The following is a 23100-nucleotide window of genomic DNA, read 5'->3' on the forward strand; positions in this document are numbered from 1 at the left end:
GGGCTTACTCCTTCCCACCAGTCGGGCCAGAGGGCTTCGGACCCTGCCGATGCGAGCCCTGCCGAGGTGCGGATGGTTTCGGTGAGGACGTATCCGGCGGCGACTTCGGCAACGGCGACGACGCCGGGGCGGCGTTCGGAGCCGGGGTATCGGCCGGGGCTGACGTTGAGGACTTGGTGTCCTGGGAGGGCTTCTCGGCACCCTCCGTCGCCGTCTCTGCCTGACCGGCCAGGGCCTGACCGGCTTCGGGTCCGGCAGTGGCGGCCTTCTTCGCGACCGCGGCACCAGCCACGACCGCAGCGGCCGGCCCGGCCGCAGCAGCACCGGCCCCAGCACCCGCGCCCGCTCCTGCGCCGCCAGCTCCGGCGCTTCCAGCCGAACCAGCACCTGCCGACCCGGCACTCGCGCTGGAGGCACCGGAGCCCCCGGGGTTGCCGCCGGGGCCGGGTGCGGCAGCCTGGCTCGAGCTGTTGCCGGGCTTCCTGCCTCCGCCTCCGCCGTCGCCGCCTTTGTCGGACTTTCCGTCGAGGACCTTGCTTGGACTGTTGCCCTGCTGCTTGCCCGGTGTCGGCACTGGTCGGTTCAGTGCCGATTTCGCTTCCTGTTCGGAGCCCATCGAGTTGTAGAGGTCAAAGCCGATGAACGAGAGGAACCGATACGTGAGATATGGCGCAAACCCGGCCAAAGCCATGAGCACGATCCCGGCCAGAGGATCAGCGACTGAGGCCAGATCAGCCTCGATCGGTGCCGAGACCTGGGTGACGGCCACGAGCAGGATGATGACCAGGACGAGCTTGCTGAAGATCAACGCGAGGACGAACATCGCCCACTTGCCGATCCAGCCGCGACTGGCATCCCAGGAGGCCCCAGCGAACGCGAACGGGGCCAGGACCACGGCGACCAGCAGCAACGCTTTGCGGATGAGCAAGCTCAGCCACACGATCGCGGCCGCGGAGATCGCCAGGCCCCCGAGAAAAATCGAGATGATCGCGCCGACTCCCGGCGCGGTGATGTTCAGCGTGGCCAGCGCGGCGACCAGCCCGGTGATCTTCGCGCCCATGGACTCGGTGGTCTCGCCAGCGGCTTGGATGATGCCGACGCACAGTTGATCGACGATCTCGAGCAACAAGGCGGTCAAGGTGAGGACGACGAAGGACCCGAGCACGCTCTTGGCCAGCCCGAAAGCTGCGCGGGAGAGCGCCCCGGGTTCTCGGCGGATCATCCCGGTGATCAGTTGCAGGCAGAAGAAGATCAGCATCACGAAGATCGCGATACCGAAGATCAAGTTGAAGACCTCAACGTATTCGCCGCTGGTGACATCGACCAGGGTGGTGGTGTCGAAGATCTTCCAGACGGACTCGAACATCCATTCCGCGGCCGCGCCCATGCCCGCGGCCAGCCACTCGAATGGTGCCGAGACGAGGCTTGCCGCGGCTTCCCCTGCGGTATCGCAGACCGAGGAGAGGACGGGAACATCGCAGAAGCCCATCTCAGATACCCTGTCCGACGTCCCAGAAGAAGTTCACCAAGGTCACCGCGGCCCCGGACAACACAGCCGCCGCGCAGCTGATGAGGACGCCGATTTTTCCTCTCCCGGCGAGGTTCGGGTTGCTCGAGTTGGAGCCGTAAGCCCAGACAATCGCGGAGATAATCAAGGCGAGCACGGACAGGATCAGAGCCACGGTCATCACGGCGCCGACGATCTCGCGCAGCTGCTCGATGCCCGGGAGACCGGAGTCATTGGGGTCGATGTCGATCACGACACACGCTCCTTCATGCAGAGTCGTTGGGTGCTTGTCTGCGGGAAGGTGCACGGGCGTGGTCATGGCATGAAGAAGCGCCCATCCGGTATCCGGATGGGCGCTCGGGCCGTTCGTGGGGTGGTGCTGGGTTCAGAGTTGCTCGCCGAGGTTGACCAGCCAGTTCAGCCATCCTGTCGCCGCTCCGGCAAGGATCGCGCCGCCGAGGGAGACGAGCACGCCGACACGGCCCTTGGCGGCGAGGCTGTAGTTGCCGGTGCTCGCAGCGATCGCCCAGATGATCGCGGAGACGAGGACCATGAGCACGGCGATGATCAGCGCGGCCATGAGCAAGGCACCAGCGACCTCCATGAGATCACCGATGCCGCTCATGCCCTCGAAATCAGGAAAAACGTCCATGCCCCCAGGTGCACGGGCACCAGACCGGGGCGCCTGCAGCTGGCTCGGGTCAGCCTCGGACATGGGGCATCACGCCGTTGGGATCCGAGCGTGAGAGACTGGCCTTCGAACGAGACGAACCTGGCGGGTCGAGGCGTCCACGATGCGATCGAGAAACGAATGCATCTGATGCAACTTCGGACCTTATTCCTTCACGGTGATGTGGAGGTGGTCGTAGTGTCCGCCTGTGATGTCCTCGGGACTGTGCATGCCTCCGCCGTCGTAGTCGCGCCACCCGTCCTTGTCGCTGCCGACTGACCAGATCTTGCCCTGCCAGATCAGGTACTCCACGCCGAGATCTTCGGCGTGGTCTTGCATCCAGTGCGTGAGGTCCCAGCCGGCCTCGAGCTGGTCCGGGGTCGGCATCTGCCCGATCGGGTTGCCGAACGTGACATCGCAGGCACGGCCTAAGGGGTGCTCGGACTTCTGTCCCGGTCTGGGGGAATAACACGCCCAGGAGGTGTCGAGGTAGGCCTTCAGCGCCTGATCGTGGACGTGGAGCATGCGCGCGGTGATCTGCCCGTCGCTGGTGGGATCATCGACCATCTGGCTCGGATCCTCGCCGTCGAAGTCGCTCGGGTCTTCACCCGTTCCGCCACCGTCGTCGGTCTCGCAGCCGTCCTCGCCGGGGTCGGGGTTACCGCCTTCGGCCTCGGGGAGGTCTGCCGCGTCGTGGTCGTTGAGCCAGGCCGCGGGATCGGTGTAGTCGCCGTCTGGTCCGCCTTCGCGGACTTCGAAGTGCAGGTGGGCCCCGGTGGATTGGCCGGAGTTTCCGACGTCGGCGATGTGCTGACCGGCCGTGACCTCATCGCCGGTCTGGACGTGGATGCCGTCTTCCCACATGTGGATATAGGCCGTGGCCAGTCGCTGCCCGTCGACCTGGTGGTCGATGACGACGACGACCCCGCCTCCGGAGTCGGTGTACTGGGCCTCGGTGACGGTGCCATCGGCGGCGGCGAGGATCTCGGTGCCGTCGGGGGCGGCGAAATCACTGCCAGTATGTAAGGTCTCTTCGCCGGTGATCGGGTGGGTGCGCGGCCCGAACGGGGAGGTCGCGACCCAGGTGTCCTCCGGGAGGGGGAAGACCACGCGGGAGGTCTCCGCGGCCGGCTGATCATCTTCTTCCCCGTCCCCGGCACCGTCGCCGCCCTCCGAGGTCGACAGCTCGGTGAGGATGGCCTCGGCGACCGGCTCGTAGTTGGCGTAGCGGTCGGGGTAGGCACTGACTTCGACGGCTTGGGCGGCTTCACCCTTGCTCATCTCCTCCCACCCGTCGATATCCAGCAGACCCCGCGGGGAACCACCGTTGGGACCGTCCGGCCCGCCGTAGAACGCTTCAGCCTGGTAGGCGGGATTCATCAGCTCTTCGACCGAACCCCACCCGGATTGCGGGCGCATCTGGAACAGACCCAGCGAATCGTTGTCGCCGCCGTCGCCGTCGTTGGGCATATCACCGGATTCGGGGTAGGCGCTGGTGTTCGACAGCTGCTTGAGCACGGACTCCGTCAATGCGGCCATCAGGGCGATCTGGACCCCGTCGCGGGTAATGCCCTCGGTCTCGGAGCCGGTCTGGATGATCGTGGCCGCATGCTCGAGCTGCTTCTTGCCCAGCGTGATCGTCTCGCCGTTGGCGGTCTCAGCGGTGAGCTCATCGGGGACATCACCAACATCGCCAATATCACCGTTCTCCCCGGGGGCTACGCATTGGGCGGAGGCGGCGGGGTTCATGACCAGGCCGACGCCGACCAGGGTGAACATCGGGCCCAGCAGTACCAGGACGGCCAGAGCGGCCACGGCTTTCTTCATCGCACGGCCTTTCGTCTCAGCGCAGGGGTGTATCCAGCGCAGAGAGCCGCATGAGGAAACACGACTCCTCCTGCCCCTCCTCGGAGGGCGTCGCGCTGGCCGTGCTCTCCGGGGCGCTGGTGGCCTTCGGGCAGGTGAGGAAGAGGGTGAAGGCCACCGGATGCTCGAAGGTCACCGGGGCGTCGTTCCAGGTGCCTTCGCGATGCCGGGTGCCTTCGATGGTGATCGCGGTCGCGCCCTCGGGCAGTTGCCCCGGCTGGGCCTGAGCCAGGGCCTCGTCCCACTGCTCGGGTACGAAGGCCCGGTCAATGCTCAGATGCTGCCGGGTCGAGTACTTGCGCAGCTCGATCCAGGCCTCCCGTGTCGGGAGGTAGCCGGCGATATCCGAGGCCAGTCCGGCTTGCTCGACGCCGCTGGGGTCGGCGACCTCCAGCAAGGTGGCGGTGTAGTCCAGGGGCATCAGCCCGCTGGTGGTGTCCCAGGCGAATAGAGCTTCGGCAGCACTGCGGGCGAAGGTTTCCGGGTCGGTCGAGGGGACGATGCCAGGGATCTCGACCTCTGTCGGGGCCGGGGACGGTGTTGGGGTCTCGGTGCCCGGAGGATCGACCTGCGGTGCGGTGTGCTCCGGGTTGGCGGGGCCGATGATGATGCCGTAGACCCCGACCCCGGTGAGGATGAGCAGGATGATCGTGGCGATGGCCAGGGCGAAGTGGCGGCGGCGCAGCCGCGGGGAGCCTTCAGTTCTCGTCATACCCTCAGGTGCACTCCGCCCATCGACGGCAGGAGTGGGTCAGAGGGCACGCAGATGCCCTCGCCGGGAGTCCCCGTCGCGGGCAGCACGCAGCTCCTGAGCGAACTGGCTGGTCCCGTCCGCGGTGGCGAGGAAGCTCTCGATCTGTTCCTCGGTTAGCTCAGCGGCGAGCGCCTCGGCGTTGTAGTGGACCCACCAGTTCTCCAGCTCGGACCAGGTGGCGATGAACGCGCGCAGGGGCCAGCGGATGATCTTCGCCACCGGCTCCGCATCGCTGGCCTCGGGCTTGTCTCCGGCGGGCTGATCCGGGACGTCCTTGCTCCGGTGAGCGCGCGCGATCGCTTCTTCGGCCAGACTCTGCAGATCCGTGCCGCGATCCGGCATCGCCTCGCTCTGCTGCAGGGCACGGATGCGCTCATAGGCCGGATGCACGGGGGCGCCATCGTTGATCGCCTCCAGCTCCGCCGCGATCTGCTCTCGCATCGCCGATGGGGTCTCGGGGTCGGTGGCGAGCTGATGCAGGTAGGTGATCTTGTCCAGCGTGGTGTGGGAAGCCCCGCCGGGGATCATCGCCGCGGCCTGCTCGCGGGCAATACCGGGAGTCGTTGACGGTCCTGCAAAATTTGCAGGACCGTCTGACCTGGGGTTTTGGTTCACACCGAACTGGGTGGCCTGCTTGCGTCGCTGGGCGTCTTCGGCCATCAGCGCCTTGAGCTCCCGGTACAGTGCGGCGGCCTCGACGGGGGTGAGGTCCTTGTGCTGGGTGTTCTCATCCTGTTCGGCCAGCAGGTGCCCGAGCCGGTCCGAGATGCTCGAGCGCACCCACACATCCACCGTCCGCCATCCCAGCTGCTTCACGGCCGCCAACCGACGAGCACCACAGACCAGGGTCCCGTCGGTGGTGATCGTCGGCGGCTGCAGCAGTCCGAGCTTGGCGATGGATGCGGCCAGGGCGTCGATGTCGCCGAGGTCGGTGCGGTGCCGGTGCCCGATCATGATCGAGGCAACGGCCCGCTGGAGCTGGATGTGTCCCTGGGCCTGTCCCATCAGCGATACCCTCCACGGGGCGGGGCGGCCAGGGAGAGCGTGAGCACGAGGTCCTCATCGCGCAGCAGCGCCCGCAGGGTCTCGCCGATGAGCAGCCTGTGCAGGATCCCGCGGCCAGTGCTGGTCGCGGCATAGGCCGGGTGCGGGTGCCCCAGCAGTGCCTTGAGCAGAATCGACCAGGAGTCGGATTCGATATCCAGCAGTGCCTGGGCGTGCTTGTCCCGGCGCAGCGCCTCGTAGGCGGTACGGCGGGTCCCGGCGCGAGCCAGTTCCTGGCAGACGTGCTCGACCGCAGCCCGAGCCAGTGCCGGCGGCCATTTCATCGCGGTCACGAAGGCGATCGCGTCTTCGATCAAGCTGGTCGCGGTGGTGAAGGTGTCGTACTCACGCCGCTGGTCGTCCTCGTCGTGATCGGCGGGGTCCTCGGTTGGGTCGGGGTCGGTGATGTGGAAGGCCTCGTGGTAGTCCGTCAACGGGTTCTCGCGGTCGGAGATCCTCTCTGGATCGTGGAAGGCGGAGACGTGCGGGCGGCGAGCCTGGTGGACCGAGCACAGCAGTCCTTGGGCGCGTTCTTCGGCGATGCAGGTGATCCGCACCGCATGGGTGATCACACCCCACGGGTCCTTCGCGGTGCGCGCCGAGCGGGTGCGCATGACATCGAACGCAGCCGATGCCGCCTCCCAGGGGTCGAGGCCGTGCTTGCGTGCCAACGGAGCGTACTTCGCTGCAGCGTGCTCCATCAGCTCCGCGGCTACGGGGTCGGAGCGCCAGGCGGCGGGCCCCGCCTCATGCAGCCTCACGAGCAGGGCACGCAGCCCCTCGCCGGTCGTGAAGTCTTCGGGTTCGGACAAGGTCGTCATCATCAGTATTTCCTCCTGTACGTCAGGTGCACTTCGCACTCGTCGGCGTCGAATCGGGTCGTGGTATCGGGTCATGGAAGGTCACCGCCTAGTTCCGTGCGATGGCCGACCTTGTGGCCGGTTCGCGGGCATGGCCGCGACCGAAGGCCTTCAGCGGTGGCAGCTTCTTCGCGGCAAACGCGCCGACGCTCTTCCCTGCGGTGAGCAGGCCACGGTCGACCTTGCGGGCAAGGTGCTCCTGCAGAGCGATCCCGCGTCCGGCCACCGCAGCGGAGGACCGAGCGACCAGATCGGTGGGCCTGACCCAGTCGACGCCGCGGCCCTGCGGAACCTGCAGGCGCTGGCGCAGGCTCGCGCGACGCTGCGCGGTCTTCTCGTGCTCGATCGCATCCGGAGCCCCGGTGTCCTCTCGCCCGGCGACCCGGGCGGTGTCATGGTCGGGCTCGACCTCGGGCTCAGGTGCCTCCCACCACGGGCTCTGTTCTCCGGCCTGGTCCGGGGCAGGCGCGGTGTTCAGCGCATCCCACGGTTCGGGATCTGGCGGAGTGAAACTGGTGTCCCAGTTCTGCGCGGCCTGGGCGGTCTCGGAACTCATGATGTGCTCTCCTTCTCTTCGGCCTCCCCGGAATCGGGCGAGGCGGTGGTGCTCTGGCGGGTGCGCCAGCGACCGATGGTCGAGGGATGAACATGCAGGTGCGCGGCGATGGCCTTGTTCGACCACCCGGCCGCCCACAATCGAGCCGCCTCCGCCTTCCGCCCCGGCCCCGCCGGCTCACCCGCACGGGGCGGGGCAGGAAGCTGCGTGGGACCGTCCTCGGGTGAGGCCTGGGTCGGTGCAGACGAAGGCCCGGCGGGCGGCTCCGGTGCGCTCGGTGACGACGAGGCCAGCTGAGGCAGGTCCGCCACGGTCGAGGACGTCAGCGGCAGCTCACCGACGGCTGCCTCTCCTCCCGCCCGGCTCGGCTCCGCTGCGAGCTCCGGCTCGAGGGCTCCGCTGTGCTCGGTCTTCTTCAGCCCGTCTACTGCGGGTGAGCGACGGTGGTGGGCGGAGCGGATGAGGACCACGGTCAAGTGCGTGGAGGCCAGCAGCACCAGCGGCGGTACCGAGGCGATCACCGACGCCAGCAGACCCGGCACAGCCGCCTCCGCGGCCACCACAGCGTGCATCGCATTCGCAGCCACCGACACCAGAGCCCCAGCGATGAGCAGGCCCCACGGGTACCAGGCCCCAGCACGCCCATCGAGAGCCACGACAGCGATCGTCGCGACGACGATGAGCCCATCGACGAGCAACGGCCACACCCACGCCTGCGAGCTCGCGATCCCTGAGCGTCGCGCCAGATCCGCCAGAGCGGTGAACGAGAGCCAGAACGCCCCCAGAGCGATGCCGATCGTCCCGCACGCGGCCGTGATCACCGACCAGCCCCACCGTTCCGAGCCGCCCATGATCACATCACCCGATACACCGGCGGACGCGAGGGACCCGTGCTCGCCGGGGAGAACGAGCGCTGCTGGTCACCGACAGTGGTGCGTTGCCGTGCTCCGCCGCCGTGGACGTTGTGGTAGGCCGACTGCACCGTCCGGGAGATTTCCGGTTGGCCCAGCCCCGCCTGACTTGCCGCGGCGCCGAGGACGTCGAGAGCTTCACCGGGAGGCGTCCCGTTCTCCGCCAGACGGCAGGCGGCCTTGAACAGGCCCAGGTTCCGTTCGCCTTCGCGCAGTCTGGCCACCCGGTCAGCGAGCGCAGCGATACTCGGCGTCCGCCGAGTCCCACGTGACTCCGGTGCAGGCACTGCAGGGCGGGGATCGAGGAAGTCGCGCAGACCCTGGGCATCCAGTGCGGTCGCCGGGCCATTGTTGACCTGGTCCAGCCGGTAGTGGTGCTGCTGCCCGTCGATGCGACGGTGCGAGGGCGGGACGACGATGTAGCCGCCGTCGCCGCGGAAATCCACACCGGCCCGTGCCGCCTGCCAGGACCGCTGCTGGTTCGCGGGCGTGGCGGGGTAGATCAGGTGGGCGCCACCGGAGGGGGTGCGGGTGACGACTTCCCAGTGCCCGAGTTTCCCGGCGTGGTGGGCGCGGTTGATCGCGTCGTAACCGTTGACCCGCTCGTGCAAGTCGACATCGACGGCGACCACACCGCTGGCCTGGCCGGTGGGCATGCCGATGTTGGCATTGGGGATCTGATCCCACCATGCCCGGATCTGGGCCGGATCGGTCGTGGCGTCGTGGAACCCGCCGTGAGTCAGAGGGCGTTTGCCGTTCGCCGCGCAGGGGAAGATGGGCACCCCCGCCCGGGCGAATTCGCGCGCGGCCGCTCCCAAGTGCCAGGAGTCATCGAGGCGTAGGAGGACCGAGGAGACGGCACCGTGCTCGACCATCACGACCACGCCCCTCGGGCGCTTCCTGACGCAGGTGCGGTTCTGTGGTCGCCGTGTTCTGCGTGGTCAGGTCGTGGTTCGTGTCGGCTCTGCCGTTCGCGTCTCATCACCAGGTCTCCTTACCGAGAACCTGCTGCGGGGTGAGAAGCAGGCTCTACCTCCGGCAGGTGCGCGGGAGAGTCCCCGGCGTGTCGAGACGGTCAGCACTCACGATCAGTGAGTAGGGTGGCCGCCAAGGCGCGTCTCGCACCTGACGTGTAGACCGGCATACCAGGGCATAGACGTTGGTGAGAGCGTCAGTGCTCAGACACGTCTGTCCAGCGGGGTTTCATGTCTCGATCCCGGGATCTCAGGTAGGACAGTTCATTTTCCGGTACCGATCAGGAGTAATCCCTGTTTCTTTACGGAATATTTCGGCAGCATGGTTACGCGAACGCCAGCCCACCGTATGAGCAGCCTGGGTAATCGAGATGTCTGTTTCACTCAGCAGGCGCGCCATCTCTTGGACGCGAAGCAATCGCAGATGCGCGAGTGGTGTTTTTCCGAATGCCTTCAAATAGAGGCGCGATACTTGTCGTTCAGAAAGGTGAACTTTTCGCGCTAGCTCCCCGAGGGTCCACGGATGTGACAGCTCGCTATTGAGCAGGATCTGAACAGCGAGTGCTTCCCGTCGCACGGGAGCGAATTTCCGATAGCGTGGCGTCGACAGTTTCGTCGCGGAGTTGTGTGCGTTCGATGATTGGGTGGAGGCCATACGCACGAATGGTGTGACCTCATCGGCGATAGCCAACCACAGAGACTGCATCCGGTGGAAGCGTGGGCGTGGCGCACCTCTGACGCTGAGGCATACGAGCTCATCAAGCCACGGTGCCAGCTTATCGATAAGCTCCTCGCCAAGGTGGAGAATCTGAGCGGGGTCGTCGTAGAGCGATTCGGCTAGCCATTGCGCACTGATGCGGTCGTGGAGCACCCCAACGTATTGCCAGTAGAGATGATCGATGACGTAGTCGGTGTCGAGGTAGAGCGTGGTGACAGTGTGAGATTCTTCCGGCTCGCTACCAACGAGTACTCCAGGCCCGATAATCACCGCGTCTCCAGCACCGATGAATCTCTCGCCGAAATGACGACAATAGAGCACAGCCGAACCGGTCCGCACAACGATGATTTTCACGCAGTCATAGGCGAACGGCCCAACCGGCTGTCGAATGGTCCGCGTGCGTGCGACGATTGGCCGGAACCATCCCGTGTTCTGACCCTCAGCCCATTGCCCGCCATCGCCTCCGGGATCGAAGCTACCGGAGGCGAGGTACGGGGCACTGTCGTCCTCCAGACAGATTTGGTGGGCGCCTTGCATCGTAGGGGTACAGCTCGGATGAGCGTGAACCGGTGATGACCGGTCAGTGTGTGCTGATCTTGAACGTCCAGCGGACTACTGAGCAACAGCGCTGCAGGGTCATTTCCATCTTTCCGTGACGGATAAGAGTGTGAATGGCACGTGTTGCGATACGCATGGCATCTCCTTAGGATTTCACCAGTCTCGCGATAGCGGCGGAAGCCTCTTTGAGCTTGGCGTCGGCTTCCTGTCCGTCGTTGATCGCACCGACGACGCAGTGCTTCAAGTGATCGTCAAGCAGGCCCAATGCCACGTTCTCAAGGGCTGCGTTTACGGCGCTGATCTGGGTGAGGATGTCGATGCAGTAGGTGTCCTCATGGATCATACGGTGGATACCGCGGGCCTGGCCCTCAATGCGCTTAAGGCGAGCCAAATAGCGGTCTTTGTCGCTGATGTAGCCGTGGCCGGCTCCCGGGGGGCGAGTCGGCGGGATGAGCGTGGTCATCGTTGCTGTCCTTCCGTGGTGATAGAGACGGATCAAATCAGGTGGAGCGGTCAAGTATGCGAGCAGTGGTCTGTTCCGGATCCAGGTCGAGGCGGCGCAGCAGCTGCGCGTTGAGCGCGACGACGACGGTCGAGGCGGACATGAGAATCGCGCCGATGCTCATCGGCAGCACGAAGCCGACCGGTGCGAGGATGCCCGCCGCGAGCGGCACGGAGAGCAAGTTGTAGCCGGCGGCCCACCACAGGTTCTGCTTCATCTTCCGGAACGTCGCCCGCGACAGCTCGATCACCGACAGCACCGAACGCGGATCGGAGGAAGCCAGGATGACCCCGGCCGAGCCGATCGCGACGTCTGTGCCGGCGCCGATCGCGATCCCGACGTCGGCCTGCGCTAGGGCCGGGGCATCGTTGACGCCGTCGCCGACCATCGCGACCTTCCGCCCCTCGTCCTGGAGCTCCGCGACCTTGGCTGCCTTGTCCTCGGGGCGCACCCCTGCGAAGACGCGGTCGATGCCGAGCTCTTTGGCGACCGTGTCGGCGACGGCGTGCGCATCGCCGGTGATCATAACCACCTGGGCACCGGCGGCGTGGAGCGCATCCACGGCGTCGCGAGACTCAGTGCGGATCTCATCTGCCAGTCGTAGCGCGCCGATGACTTCGGTGTCGGCGAGGACGTGCAGAATGATCGCCCCTTCCTCCCGCCACTGCTCGGTGATGGGCAGTTCACTGACGTTGTGCTGGTCGAGGAGATGGGGTCCGCCGACTTCGATGACCGTGCCTTCAACGCTCGCCTTGACCCCTACGGCCGGGGAGGAGGAGAAGTCACGTGCTCGCGGTAGATCCAAGCCGCGGTCGTGGGCGGCCCGAGTGATCGCTCGGGCCAGCGGGTGCTCGCTATCGGCCTCTGCCGCGGCAGCCAGGGCGAGGACCTCGTCTTCGTTCGGAGTGCCGGCGGGCTCGATGCCGGTGACGGTGGGCTCGCCCTTGGTCAGGGTGCCGGTCTTGTCGAACAGCACGGCGTCGACGGTGCGCATGGATTCCAGTGCGAGGCGGTCCTTGATGAGCACGCCGCCGCGGGCGGCGCGCTCGGTGGCGATGGAGACCACCAGCGGGATCGCGAGGCCCAGGGCGTGAGGACAGGCGATGACGAGCACGGTGATGGTCCGCACGACCGCGTCGTCGGGAAGACCGACGAGGGACCAGACGATCGCGGTGATCACGGCCGCGCCGAGGGCGAACCAGAACAGCCAGGCCGCGGCGGTGTCGGCGATGCGCTGGGCGCGGGAGGAGGAGGCCTGGGCGTCGGTGACGAGCTTCTGGATGCCGGCCAGTGCGGTGTCCTCGCCGGTCGCGGTGACCTCGACGCGCAGCCCTGAGTCGGTGGCGATGGTGCCAGCGACCACGTGATCGCCGGTCTCGCGGCGAACGGTCTTGGACTCGCCGGTGACCATCGACTCATCCATCGAGGCCGAGCCGTCCACGATCTTCCCGTCCGCAGGCACGGACGCGCCGGGCCGCACGACCACGACGTCGCCGACCGCGAGGTCTGCGGGTGAGACCTTCACGATCTCATCGCCGTCGACCTTCTCCGCCTCGTCGGGCAGGAGCGCGGCCAGGGAGTCCAAAGCGGAGGTGGTCTGGGCCAGGGAACGCATCTCGATCCAGTGGCCCAGCAGCATGATGACTACCAGCAGCGCCAGCTCCCACCAGAAGTTCAGCTCGTGACTGAGCAGACCGAGGCTCGCGCCCCACGAGGCGAGGAACGCCACGGTGATCGCCAGGGCGATCAGCAGCATCATGCCCGGCTTGCGGGAGCGGATCTCGCCGACACCGCCGGTCAGGAACGGCCACCCGCCCCAGAAGAACATGATCGTGCCCAGGATCGGCGACACCCACCGCACCCACCCGGCATCGGGCAGCGGATAGCCGATGAGGTGGGCGAACATGTCGTTGAACGCGACAACGGGGACCGCGAGGACGAGCATGATCCAGAACAGCCGCCGGAACTGGCCCACGTGGTCACCATGCCCCGCATGCCCACCGTGCCCCCCATGGTCGGCGTGGGCGTCATGGCCCGCATGGTTCGCATGCGCGTCGTGTGCGGCATGGTCGTGCCCACCGTGCTCCTCGTGACCCGTGGGTGCGTGCGCGTCGGTCGTGTCGTGATGGGTGTGCTGGTCGTTCATGCGCGATCCGTTCCTCCTCGCCCGGTTTCGCTCCGTCAGGAGGCGGGCTGCATCTCGCTTTCGACGACCCACTTGTGGTTCGTCATGGTCATGCCGTCGGCTTCGTAGTCGACGACGTAGACGGTCTCGTCGGTCGAGCCCGCGATCGTCGCGGTGACGCCCTCCATGCCTTCCATGTGATCGGCCAGCAGAGTCACCTCGGCACCGTCGGGCAGGCGCTCATCGCCGGGATTCTCGAGCTCCTCCTGCACGACCCACTTGTGATCGGTGACCGGCTCTCCGCCATCAGTGGGGGTGTAGTCGACCGAGTAGGTGTAAGTGTCGTAGGCACCGACGATTGTCGCGGTCGCACCGTCCATGCCGTGCATGTGATCGGCGGTGAGTGTCACCTCGGTGCCGACGGGGTACTCAGGGTCGGTCGCCTCGGTCATGCCCGCGGGCACGGGTCCGCCGTCGGCGGGATGTTCCATGTCTTCGTGGCTGCCGTGGCCGCCATGGGCGTCTTCGGTCTGCGTCGCCGATGGGGCTGTGTCGTCCTCGGCACCAGTGGCGCAACCGGCCAAGGCGAGGCTGCCGCCGACAATTCCGGCGGCGACGAGCGTGGTCATACGCCTGTTCATCTCAGGCTCCTTTCACGAGAGCGGACCGCAGTCGGTCCCAGGGAAAGCCGGCGGTTCCGCGCGTGCCGCCATTCTGGTCGGCACGCGCGGAACCATGCCCCACGGGCCCGGTGCTACGCGGCGTTCGCGTACCGGTCGGGGTCGGCATCGAACAGCGGTCCGCAGGCCGCGCAGCAGAACCAGTACCGCTCACCGTTGTGGTCTCGGTAGAGGCCCACGGCCTCGGCATCGGCCTTGACGACCGGGGTGCCGGCCATCACCGGGCACTCGGTCATCTCCGAGGCCGGGGTCTGCGCGACCGCTTCCGCGCTGGGCGCGTGGCCCCCGCAGCAGCTGCCCCCGGAGGCGGAGGTGTCGGTGAGGTTGAGGTTCTCGTGTGCAGTCATCGTGAATAGTTCCTTTCTGGTGGGTGATGACGGATGGATGGTTCAGGCAGCCACCGGCTCGCGGGCCGGGGCCGGACCGGCGGGAGCCGGATCGGAGGCGTCGTCCGCGCGGGCCTTGAAGGTCCGCAGCCGCAGACTGTTCGAGACGACGAATACGGACGACAGGGCCATGGCGGCGCCGGCGAGCATGGGGTTGAGCAGCCCGAAGGCGGCCAGCGGGATCGCGGCGGTGTTGTAGGCGAAGGCCCAGAACAGGTTCGTCTTGATCGTGCCCAAGGTCTTCCGGGAGAGCCGGATCGCGTCCGCCGCGGCCCGCAGGTCCCCACGGACCAGGGTGATGTCGGCGGCCTCGATGGCGACGTCGGTGCCCGTGCCCATCGCCAGGCCGAGGTCGGCCTGGGCGAGGGCGGGGGCGTCGTTGACGCCGTCACCGACCATCGCCACGACCTTGCCCTCACCCTGGAGACGGGTGACGACGTCGACCTTGTCCTTGGGCATGACCTCAGCGATGACCCGGTCGATGCCGACCTCGGCCGCGACCTGCTCGGCCACCGCCTGGTTGTCACCGGTCAGCAGCACCGGGGTGAGCCCCAGTTCCTTGAACTGGCTGATCGCCTCGGCACTGGTGGGCTTGATCTGATCGGAGACGACCAACACGCCACGCGCCTGCCCATCCCAGCCGATGGCGATGGCGGTCTTGCCCTGCGATTCGGCCTCCTGCTTCGCGGCGCGGAGAGCGTCGTCGAGGTGGATCGACCAGTCCGCCAGCAGGGACTCACGTCCGGCGACGATCGCGTGGCCGTCGATGACGCCCTGGACACCCTTGCCCTCGATGTTCTCGAACGACTCCGGCGCGTGCAGCTCGCCGACCTCCGAGGTCGCTCCGGTGGCGATGGCCTGGGCGATCGGGTGCTCGGAGTAGTCCTCCAGTCCACCGGCCAGACGCAGCAGCTCCTCGCGGGAGGTGCCGTCTGCGGTGATGACGTCGGTCAGCGTCATCTTGCCGCTGGTGACGGTGCCGGTCTTGTCCAGCACGATCGTGTCGACCTTCTTCGTGGACTCCAGCACTTCGGGGCCCTTGATGAGCACGCCCATCTGCGCACCGCGACCCGTGCCCACAAGCAGGGCCGTGGGAGTGGCGAGACCGAGGGCGCACGGGCAGGCGATGATCAGCACTGCGACCGCGGCAGTGAACCCAGCGCTGAGCGGGAACCCGGCCCCGATCCAGGCGCCGAGCGCGGCGACCGCGACCGCAATCGCGATGGGCACGAACACCCCCGAGACGCGGTCGGCCAGGCGCTGGATCTCGGCCTTGCCCGACTGCGCATCCTCGACGAGCTTGGCCATCTGCGCCAGCTGGGTATCCGAGCCCACACGCGTGGCCTTGACCACGAGCCGACCCCCAGCGTTCACGGTCGCACCGGTGACGCTATCGCCCTCGGAGACCTCGACGGGCACGGACTCACCCGTGAGCATCGAGGCGTCGATCGCCGAGTTGCCGGAGGTGATGGTGCCGTCGGTGGCGATCTTCTCGCCAGGCCGGACAACGAACTCATCGCCCACGGACAGGTCGTCGATGGAGATGCGCTGCTCCTGCCCGTCCCGCAGGACGGAGACCTCCTTCGCGCCGAGCTCCAGCAGGGCACGCAGGGCGGCACCGGCGCGGCGCTTGGAGCGCTTCTCAAAGTACCGGCCGAGCAGGATGAAGGTGATCACCCCGGCCGCGACCTCCAGGTACACGTGCCCGAGCCCGTCGGAGCGCGAGATCGTGAACTCGAACGGGTGGACGACCCCGCGGTCGCCGGCGGTGCCGAAGAACAGCGCGATGATCGACCAGATCATCGCCGCGGAGGTGCCCACGGAGATGAGCGTGTCCATCGTCGCCGCGCCGTGCTTGAGGTTCATCCACGCCGCCTTGTGGAAGGGCCACCCGGCCCACACCACCACGGGGGCGGCCAGGACGAGGGAGGCGAAGCCCCAGTAGTCGAACTGCAAGGCGGGGATCATCGCCATCGCGATGACCGGGACCGCGAGGACCGCGGAGCCGATGAGCCGCTGGCGCAGCGTGCGCAGCTCGGCGTCCTCCCGTGACTCACCCTCATCCCCTTCAGCGGGCTTCTCACCCTTGGGGGTCGGTAGCTCGGCGGTGTAGCCGGTCTTCTCGACCTCCGCGATGAGCAGCTGCGGGTCGTAGCCTTCGGGGGTGGTGACGCTGGCCTTCTCGGTCGCGTAGTTCACCGACGCGGTGACGCCGTCGAGTTTGTTGAGCTTCTTCTCGATCCGGTTCGCACAGGAGGCGCAGGTCATGCCGCCGATCTGCAGATCGATCCCGGCAGCATTCATGCCGGGGGCCTGGTCAGTGCTCATGGTCCGCTCCTTCCTCATCATGCCCGTCACCGGTGCTCGAACCGGTGCCGGTGGTGTCGATGACCAGCGGGGCCGTGTGGACCTGCCCGTCGACCTGGAAGTCGAGGAACAGCAGGTACCGGCTCTCGGTCGGTGCGGTCGCCTCGAACACGATCTCCGGACCCGACGTCTCGCCCGCTTCGGGTGCGTCGCCGTGCGGGTGGACGTGCAGGTAGGCCAGGTCCCCGTCGCGCAGGGCGACGAGATGGCCGAACGCGCCCAGGTACGGCTCCAACGCGGTGACCGGTTCCCCGTCACGGGTCACGGTCATCGTCAGCTCGGACCCCGAGCCGGCGACGAGGTCGCCTTCCACCGCGACATCGAAACCGTCGACCGTCGTCTCAGCGACGGGCTCTGCCGCGACGGCCTGGTAGTCGCCGGGCACCTGCACCGTGGTCGAGAGGGTGATGCCCTCTCCGGTCTCGGCCGGCACGAAGTCGGCGAAGACCCGATACGAGCCGGCCTCCTCCCACTGCCACGGGATCGACCACGTGCCGTCCTCATTCATCTCGGGGTGGACGTGTGCGAAGTGCTGCCCGTCGGCGCGAACGACGATCAGGTGCAGCTCTTTCTCGTGCTCAAGCTCGAAGTCCGTGACCGGCTCCCCATCGGGGCCGGTGACGGTGAGCGAGAGCTCGCCGTCGGTGCCGATCTCGGTGGGAGCGGTGACGGCATCGAGTTCGTAGCCGTCCTGCGCGATGCCCAGGCCCAGCGACGCGGTACCGGCGTCGTGGCCTGCGTGTCCGTCGTCGCTCATGGCGTCTCCTTCCTCGTGGTGCGTGTTCTCTGCGGTTTCTTGTGTCCAGGCCTGCACGGTCTGATCGGGGATGACCGCGTTCGCCGTGAATCCAGATGCGGCGAACACGGCCACCAGCCCCATCCCGTACAGGCCCAGCCGTGCAGGAGCCTTCATCTCAGCTCCTGACGGCGGCGTAGCCGGCCTCGTCGACCGCGGCGATCACCGCGGCATCGTCGAGAGGCTGCTCGCTGGTCACGGCCAGACGCCCGGTCTGGGCGCTGACGTCGATGCCGGTCACTCCGGCGATCTCGGAGACCTCGGACCGGATCGCGGTCTCGCAGTGCCCGCAGCTCATCCCGGTCACCTGGTACTCGGTCGTGGTCGTCGTGCTCATGATCGAAACTCCTTCACTGGTGTACGAGTTATTTAGCGTATACCCCATCGGGGTATGGGTCAATGGGTGGCTTCGTCCGTAGCGGGTGCGGTTGCCTCCTGAGCGGCCTCTCCCGTCGGGCGGACGTGGCGCAGCCGGGTCGCGGCGATGATCGCGGCCACGGCGGCGATGACAGCGGAGACGATCGCTGCGGTGTTCAGGCCGCCAGTGAATGCCGCTTGCGCGGCTTCGACGAGTTGCCCGCCCAATGCTCCGGGGAGCTCGCCGGCGGAGACGAGGGCGCCGTCGATGCTGTCCGAGGCGGCCGCGGCGGCCTCCGGCGGCAGGCCCTCGGGCAGGGTTCCGTCGATGTTGCCGCGGTAGGCGGCCACGCCGACGCTGCCGATCACCGCGACACCGAGCGAGATGCCCAGGTCGTTCGCGGTCGTCGCGAGCCCGGAGGCGCCGCCGGCCTTCTCCGGCGGCACGGAGCTCACGACGAGGTCGGTCGTCAGCGCCATCGAGGGGGCGACGCCGGGGTAGGTGATCACGAAGGACGCGATCACCAGCGCCAGGCCGGTGCCGGCGTCGAGCTGGGTGAACAGGATGTAGCCGATCACCTGGGTGAGCAGGCCGATCGCGATCACGTTGCCGGGCCGGAACTTCCGGGCGAACACCGGGGAGAGCGTCGAGACGACGATCAGCACCGCGGCCGCCGGCAGGATCGACAGGCCTGCCTGCAGAGGGGAGAGCCCCTGGACCTGCTGAAGGTACTGCGTGAACAGCGAGTACACCCCGCCCAGCGCCGCCGCCGAGAGCAGGAACACCGCCAATGCGCCGGAGACGGTGCGGTTGGCGAACAGCCGCACATCCAGCAACGGGGTCTTGGCGCGCAGCTGCCGCACGACGAACCACAGGCCGATGAGCACGCCCGCAACGAGCAACCCGATGGAGGGTCCGATGGGCTCTTGGGCGGCGAAGCGCTTGATGCCGTAGATGATCGCCAGCAGCCCGCCGACCAGCAGCAGGGCACTGAGCAGGTCGATCCTCGCGGTCGAGTCCTTGTGCTCGGGCACCAGGATCGGGGCGCCGATCGCGACGAGCGCCATGATCGGCACGGCGACAAGGAACGTCGCCTGCCAGCCGAAGCCCTCCAGCAACAGGCCGGACAGCAGCGGTCCCAGCGCCACGCCGGCCGAGATGCCACCGGCCCACACGCCGATGGCCACGCCGCGCTGCTTCGGGTCAGCGAAGAGCACGAAGATCAGCCCCAGGGTCGCCGGCACCATCATCGCCGCGGCCAGGCCGAGCACGGCACGCCAGACGATCATCAGCTCCGGGATCGTCGTCAACGATGCTGCGATGGAGACGGCGGCGAAGAGGATCGCACCGATGACCATGAGCAGACGCTTGCCCACCCGGTCGCCGAGCACACCCATCGCGACGAGGAACCCGGCCATCACGAAGCCGTAGATGTCGAGAATCCACAGCAGCTGCGTGCTCGACGGGTTCAGGTCCGCGGCCATGTTCGGCGCGGCCAGGAACAAAATCGTGAGCATCATGAACAGCAGCGTCGAGGGAATCACCAGGACGGCGAGCCCCCACCACTGCTTCGCCCCCGCCTTGGGGGCCGGGGTGCTCGTGTCAGTCATGACGCACCCCCTGTACGTGCGTGTGTCGGTCTCATGGCCGTGCCGCTCCTTCCTCTGTCTGAGTCGCCCGGTCGGGACGACGGCACCGTAACTCAATCATCGGTGTACGGGTTGTAACAGCTACACTATCTCATACATTCCCATACGAGTTGTGAGGTGGACGATGCCGACCCAGAAGACACAGGCAACACGAGGCACCCGACGTGCCCCGACGACGACCCGCGCGGCCAATCAGCGCGCCGACGCCCAGCGCAACCGGACAAAGATCCTCGCGGCCACCGTCACCGCGATCCGCAAGAACCCTGACGCCTCGGTCGCCGATATCGCCGCCGAGGCTGGAGTGGGCCGCATGACCCTCTACGGCCACTTCCAGAACCGGGCAGAACTCATCGAAGCCGCCCTCGTCGACAGCCTCGAGCGCGGCGAGGAGGTCCTCTCCGGGGTTCCGCTCGACGGCGACCCGACAGAGGCGTTCCAGCGTCTGGTCGCCTCCAGCTGGGTCCTGGTCGATCAGTCCCGGGCTCTGCTAGCCGCCGCGCAGAAGGAGCTGCCGGCCGTGCGCATCCGCGAGATGCACGAGGACGCCGAGGCCCGCATGCGCGACCTGCTCCTGCGCGGACAGCGCGAAGGCGCGTTCCGCGCCGATCTGCCCGTGTCCTGGCTACTGACCACCACCCACGTGGTGATGAACGGAGCCGCCGAGGAGGTCCGAACCGGTCGCCTCGACGCCGATGACGCCCCCTGGTTCATCGACGCCATCCTGCTGCCAGCCTTCACCCACACGGCAAATGACGAGGGGGATGCATGAGGGGCGCACGAGTCGCAGTCATTGGGGGCGGCGCAGCCGGCAACGCCGCGGCGAGAGCCCTGCACACCGCAGACGCCGACCTCGATCTCGAACTGTTCACCCGCACGCATGAACAACCCACCAACCGGACCCTGGTCAACAAAGGCGTAGTGGCCGGCCTGCTCGAGCCCCACCAGGCCGTTCTCCCGGAAACCGGTGCGCGCCTCACGGCCGATACGGTGCGCGCCCTCGATCCCCGCACGCGCCAACTCCAGCTCGACTCCGGACACCGCCGGAGCTTCGACGCGTTCATCATCGCCACCGGCAGCCGTCCTCGTCTGCTGAGCGAGGAGATCATCGGCCGCGACGAGGCCCTGCGCTCTGGCCGCCTGACCACACTGCACTCGATGGCCGACGGAGCACATGTACGCGATCGCCTCGCCCAGACGACCTCGGCGAGGGTGCTCATCCTCGGCGGCGGACTGATCGCCTCTGAGACCGCCTCCCTGCTCACCGACGCCGGCCACGACTCCGTCCTTATCGCCCGCTCACGGATGCCGGGCGCCAGTTCCATCGGTGAGCCCGCCGCCAGACAGCTCCTTGAACTGCATCAGCCTCAGCATGCGGCATACCTCGGGCGTGACGTACGCATGATCCGCACTCACGCTGACCACATCAGCCTCACGCTCGACGACGGTACGCAGGTCGACGGTGATCTCGCGATCATCGCCCACGGCACCCTCGCCAACGCACCGGCCCCATGGACCGGGCCCGAGGGCATGCCGGTCGACGCCCGCCTCCGCTCCCTGCACGCTCCAGACCAACGGATCTACGCCGCCGGAGGAGTGGCGATCCACCACTATCCCGGACACAGCTCCTACCGCATCGACCACTGGGATGACGCGACCGCCCAAGGCGCGCATGCCGCCCAGGCGTTGCTTCACGATCTCGGCTTCGGCGACGATCCCGGCCCCTATCTGCCCACGTCCACCTTCTCGGTGCGCATCCACGGCCGAACCCTGACCGGAGCAGGACACCCGGCCTTGGGTACCAGCACCCGCGCCCTCTCGACCGACCCATTCCTGATCGCGCACGACCTCGGCGACACTCCGGTGGCCCTGACGGGCCTCGACGCCGACGGCCCGCTGCGTCAGCACCTTCCGGGCCTACACCAACCCGCGGCGTTTCCACACTGACCGCACTCCTCGGGCAGTGGGTTGACATGTGAGGTCGGCGAACCTCAGCCCCGCCCTTTCCCGGATCGATCGGGGCAGGGGCGGGGTAGTACAGGTACCTCGCCTCACGCCGCCGGCGCCCGCGAAATGCGGCTTCTCGCGGCGTCATAGAACCTGACTGACGATCTCCGTTGCAACGGAACTCATACACTGGTGCTTGTGTTTCTGATACCGTAAGTCAAACAGACGTGTTTGACTACCGAAGTTGGAGACGATGCCCCGCACCACACCCAGACCTGAACACCGCCGCTCGGACGCGGCGAGAAACGCTGAGCGCATCATCGACGCGGCCATCTCGCAGCTGCGGATCAGACCCGATGCGACGATCACCAGCATCGCCCGCGAAGCCGGTCTCAGCAGAGTCACTATCTACGGCCACTTTCCATCACGCACAGCGCTCGTCGACGCTGCCGTCGGCCGCGTTATCGCTGACGGTCAAGAGCCCCTCGACGCCGTTGCTGATGATCCCGATCCGGTCCGCGCCCTGGAATGCGTGATCGGTCTCAGTTGGCATCTGATGGATCAGTCGCGCTCCATCGTGCTGGCTGCCTCCGACGAGCTCACCCCGGCACGTCTGCGTGAACTCCACGACACCCTCGAAGTGCGCATCACCGCTCTGATCGAGCGCGGTCAGACAGCCGGCATGTTCCGCACCGACCTCCCAGCCTGGTGGCTGGTCACCGCCATCCACCGCGTCTTCCACGGTGCCGCAACCGAGATGACTCGCAACCGACTGCACCACGGGCAGGTGCTGACGTTGATCACCGGCACTGTCCTCGCGCTACTTCGCGATCCCGCGACCTCTCGGAAGGAGAACGCGTCATGACGACGAACCCTCACCCGTACCTCTGCGACCGTGTTGACCATATGGCGCAGACTCGCCCTGGGGGCATCGCCCTGATCAGCGGCGATACCGAACTCACCTATGCCCAGCTCGCTGCACAGTCTGCCGAGCTGGCACACGATCTCGCGGCATACGCACTGCCGACCAACAGGCCGGTCATGGTGGCCCTGCCACGCGGGCCTGAGCAGATCGTGGCCATGCTGGCGATCTGGCGAGCCGGCCTCGTCTACCTGCCCGTCGATCACCGCGACCCACCCCGACGCCACAACGAGATCCGTCACGCCACCGGCGCAGTCGCCACCCTCACCCTGCAACCCTCCGCCTCCACTCACACGCAGACTGTCACGATCACGCCCCACATCCCCGTGACAAACGCGCCCTCAGCCGGGTCACCGACCGTCGACGCGTCGGAGATCGCCTATGTGATCTTCACCTCTGGCTCCACCGGCCACCCCAAGGGCATTGCCGCCTCCCACGATGCCCTGGCTTCTCTGCTTGACCAGCTCGTGGCCCGCTACGAGATCACGGCCACCGATCGCGTGTTGCAGTTCGCGGCGTCGACTTTCGACACCTCGATCGAGCAGATCGGGGTGAGCCTGGCCGCCGGCGCGACACTGGTCCTGCCCGAGACCCTTTGGGCGCCCTCAGAGTTCCACGACAAGATCAGCCAGGCCGGTGTGACGGTCATGGACCTCACGCCCAGCTACTGGCGCGAAGTCGTCGGACACTCCACGGATGCCGACGTCGCCGACCAATCGATCCGGCTGCTCATTCTCGGCGGTGCGGCCGTGTCCAACCGCGATCTCAAGGACGCGCGGGCCCTCTACCCGCACGCCCGCGTGCTCAACGCCTACGGCCTGACCGAGACCGGCATCACCTTGTCAAGCCCCGAGTTTTGTAGAGGGATTTCTATCTGGAAATTGATGCCAACGCCCGAGCAGGCAGCTGCGCGTGGACTACTTCGAACTCGACAGGAGGCACGTGCCCGATCT

The 23100-nt window shown here is 67.2% G+C and carries 23 protein-coding genes; 4 read left to right on the forward strand and 19 right to left on the reverse strand.

All coding sequences use genetic code 11. From position 1 onward, the window contains the following. Positions 1-4 precede the first annotated feature (4 nt). From FFS25_RS08600 to FFS25_RS08690, 19 genes are all read right to left on the reverse strand, one after another. Entirely contained in the window at positions 5-1489 is a 1485-nt protein-coding gene (locus FFS25_RS08600) for a conjugal transfer protein TrbL (RefSeq protein ID WP_137802584.1), read from the reverse strand. A gap of 1 nt (position 1490) precedes the next feature. Then, a complete protein-coding gene (locus FFS25_RS08605) occupies positions 1491-1760 on the reverse strand; it encodes a DUF6112 family protein (RefSeq protein WP_137802585.1) in 270 nt (89 codons plus the stop codon). Between the two features lie 132 nt (positions 1761-1892). Next, positions 1893-2159, reverse strand: coding sequence for a DUF6112 family protein (locus FFS25_RS08610; protein WP_137802586.1), 267 nt, complete (start codon positions 2157-2159; stop codon positions 1893-1895). Between the two features lie 183 nt (positions 2160-2342). Then, on the reverse strand, positions 2343-4004 hold the full coding sequence (locus FFS25_RS08615; protein WP_137802587.1) for a M23 family metallopeptidase: 1662 nt from the start codon (positions 4002-4004) through the stop codon (positions 2343-2345). 16 nt (positions 4005-4020) lie between these two features. Then, a complete protein-coding gene (locus FFS25_RS08620) occupies positions 4021-4755 on the reverse strand; it encodes a hypothetical protein (protein ID WP_137802588.1) in 735 nt (244 codons plus the stop codon). Positions 4756-4794: 39 nt separating this feature from the next. After that, a complete protein-coding gene (locus FFS25_RS08625; RefSeq protein ID WP_137802589.1) occupies positions 4795-5802 on the reverse strand; it encodes a ParB N-terminal domain-containing protein in 1008 nt (335 codons plus the stop codon). Next, entirely contained in the window at positions 5802-6662 is an 861-nt protein-coding gene (locus FFS25_RS08630; RefSeq protein WP_212742737.1) for a hypothetical protein, read from the reverse strand. Before FFS25_RS08630 ends, FFS25_RS08625 begins: the two co-directional genes overlap by 1 nt. 88 nt (positions 6663-6750) lie before the next feature. Further along, positions 6751-7257 (reverse strand): hypothetical protein, encoded by a 507-nt coding sequence (locus FFS25_RS08635; protein ID WP_137802591.1) that lies wholly within the window; start codon positions 7255-7257, stop codon positions 6751-6753. Beyond that, positions 7254-8108 carry a DUF2637 domain-containing protein gene (locus FFS25_RS08640; protein ID WP_137802592.1) on the reverse strand — a complete coding sequence of 285 codons (855 nt, stop codon included), beginning with the start codon at positions 8106-8108 and terminating at the stop codon, positions 7254-7256. The genes FFS25_RS08635 and FFS25_RS08640 overlap by 4 nt, the downstream gene beginning before the upstream one ends. 2 nt (positions 8109-8110) lie before the next feature. After that, positions 8111-9043, reverse strand: coding sequence for a bifunctional DNA primase/polymerase (locus FFS25_RS08645; protein ID WP_137802612.1), 933 nt, complete (start codon positions 9041-9043; stop codon positions 8111-8113). Positions 9044-9392: 349 nt separating this feature from the next. Continuing rightward, positions 9393-10214 (reverse strand): helix-turn-helix transcriptional regulator, encoded by an 822-nt coding sequence (locus FFS25_RS08650; protein WP_249933833.1) that lies wholly within the window; start codon positions 10212-10214, stop codon positions 9393-9395. Positions 10215-10563: 349 nt separating this feature from the next. After that, positions 10564-10881: a metal-sensitive transcriptional regulator gene (locus FFS25_RS08655; protein ID WP_137802594.1), complete on the reverse strand. Its 318-nt coding sequence runs from the start codon at positions 10879-10881 to the stop codon at positions 10564-10566. Between the two features lie 37 nt (positions 10882-10918). Continuing rightward, complete coding sequence (locus tag FFS25_RS08660; protein WP_137802595.1) at positions 10919-13066, reverse strand: heavy metal translocating P-type ATPase; 2148 nt, start codon at positions 13064-13066, stop codon at positions 10919-10921. Between the two features lie 35 nt (positions 13067-13101). Beyond that, positions 13102-13686 (reverse strand): YdhK family protein, encoded by a 585-nt coding sequence (locus tag FFS25_RS08665; RefSeq protein ID WP_137802596.1) that lies wholly within the window; start codon positions 13684-13686, stop codon positions 13102-13104. A gap of 113 nt (positions 13687-13799) precedes the next feature. Further along, a complete protein-coding gene (locus FFS25_RS08670; RefSeq protein WP_137802597.1) occupies positions 13800-14072 on the reverse strand; it encodes a YHS domain-containing protein in 273 nt (90 codons plus the stop codon). 42 nt (positions 14073-14114) lie between these two features. Then, positions 14115-16439: a heavy metal translocating P-type ATPase gene (locus tag FFS25_RS08675; RefSeq protein WP_137802598.1), complete on the reverse strand. Its 2325-nt coding sequence runs from the start codon at positions 16437-16439 to the stop codon at positions 14115-14117. Then, complete coding sequence (locus FFS25_RS08680; RefSeq protein ID WP_137802599.1) at positions 16429-17391, reverse strand: DUF8832 domain-containing protein; 963 nt, start codon at positions 17389-17391, stop codon at positions 16429-16431. The genes FFS25_RS08675 and FFS25_RS08680 overlap by 11 nt, the downstream gene beginning before the upstream one ends. A 1-nt stretch (position 17392) precedes the next feature. Continuing rightward, positions 17393-17611: a heavy-metal-associated domain-containing protein gene (locus FFS25_RS08685; protein ID WP_137802600.1), complete on the reverse strand. Its 219-nt coding sequence runs from the start codon at positions 17609-17611 to the stop codon at positions 17393-17395. A 59-nt stretch (positions 17612-17670) separates the two neighbouring features. After that, positions 17671-19242, reverse strand: a complete 1572-nt coding sequence (locus tag FFS25_RS08690) for an MFS transporter (RefSeq protein WP_137802601.1) — start codon at positions 19240-19242, stop codon at positions 17671-17673. Between the two features lie 163 nt (positions 19243-19405). Between FFS25_RS08690 and FFS25_RS08695 the strand changes: the two genes are divergently transcribed. The 4 genes from FFS25_RS08695 to FFS25_RS08710 form a co-directional block, all read left to right on the forward strand. Then, a complete protein-coding gene (locus FFS25_RS08695; protein ID WP_137802602.1) occupies positions 19406-20050 on the forward strand; it encodes a TetR/AcrR family transcriptional regulator in 645 nt (214 codons plus the stop codon). After that, a complete protein-coding gene (locus FFS25_RS08700) occupies positions 20047-21225 on the forward strand; it encodes an FAD-dependent oxidoreductase (protein WP_137802603.1) in 1179 nt (392 codons plus the stop codon). The genes FFS25_RS08695 and FFS25_RS08700 overlap by 4 nt, the downstream gene beginning before the upstream one ends. Before the next feature lie 253 nt (positions 21226-21478). Continuing rightward, complete coding sequence (locus tag FFS25_RS08705) at positions 21479-22090, forward strand: TetR/AcrR family transcriptional regulator (protein WP_137802604.1); 612 nt, start codon at positions 21479-21481, stop codon at positions 22088-22090. Further along, positions 22087-23100: AMP-binding protein (locus FFS25_RS08710; protein WP_137802605.1), on the forward strand; the 1014-nt coding region annotated here is incomplete at its 3' end. The genes FFS25_RS08705 and FFS25_RS08710, both read left to right, overlap by 4 nt.

The organism is Kocuria sp. 2SI (assembly GCF_005502825.1).
Classification (GTDB): domain Bacteria; phylum Actinomycetota; class Actinomycetes; order Actinomycetales; family Micrococcaceae; genus Kocuria; species Kocuria palustris.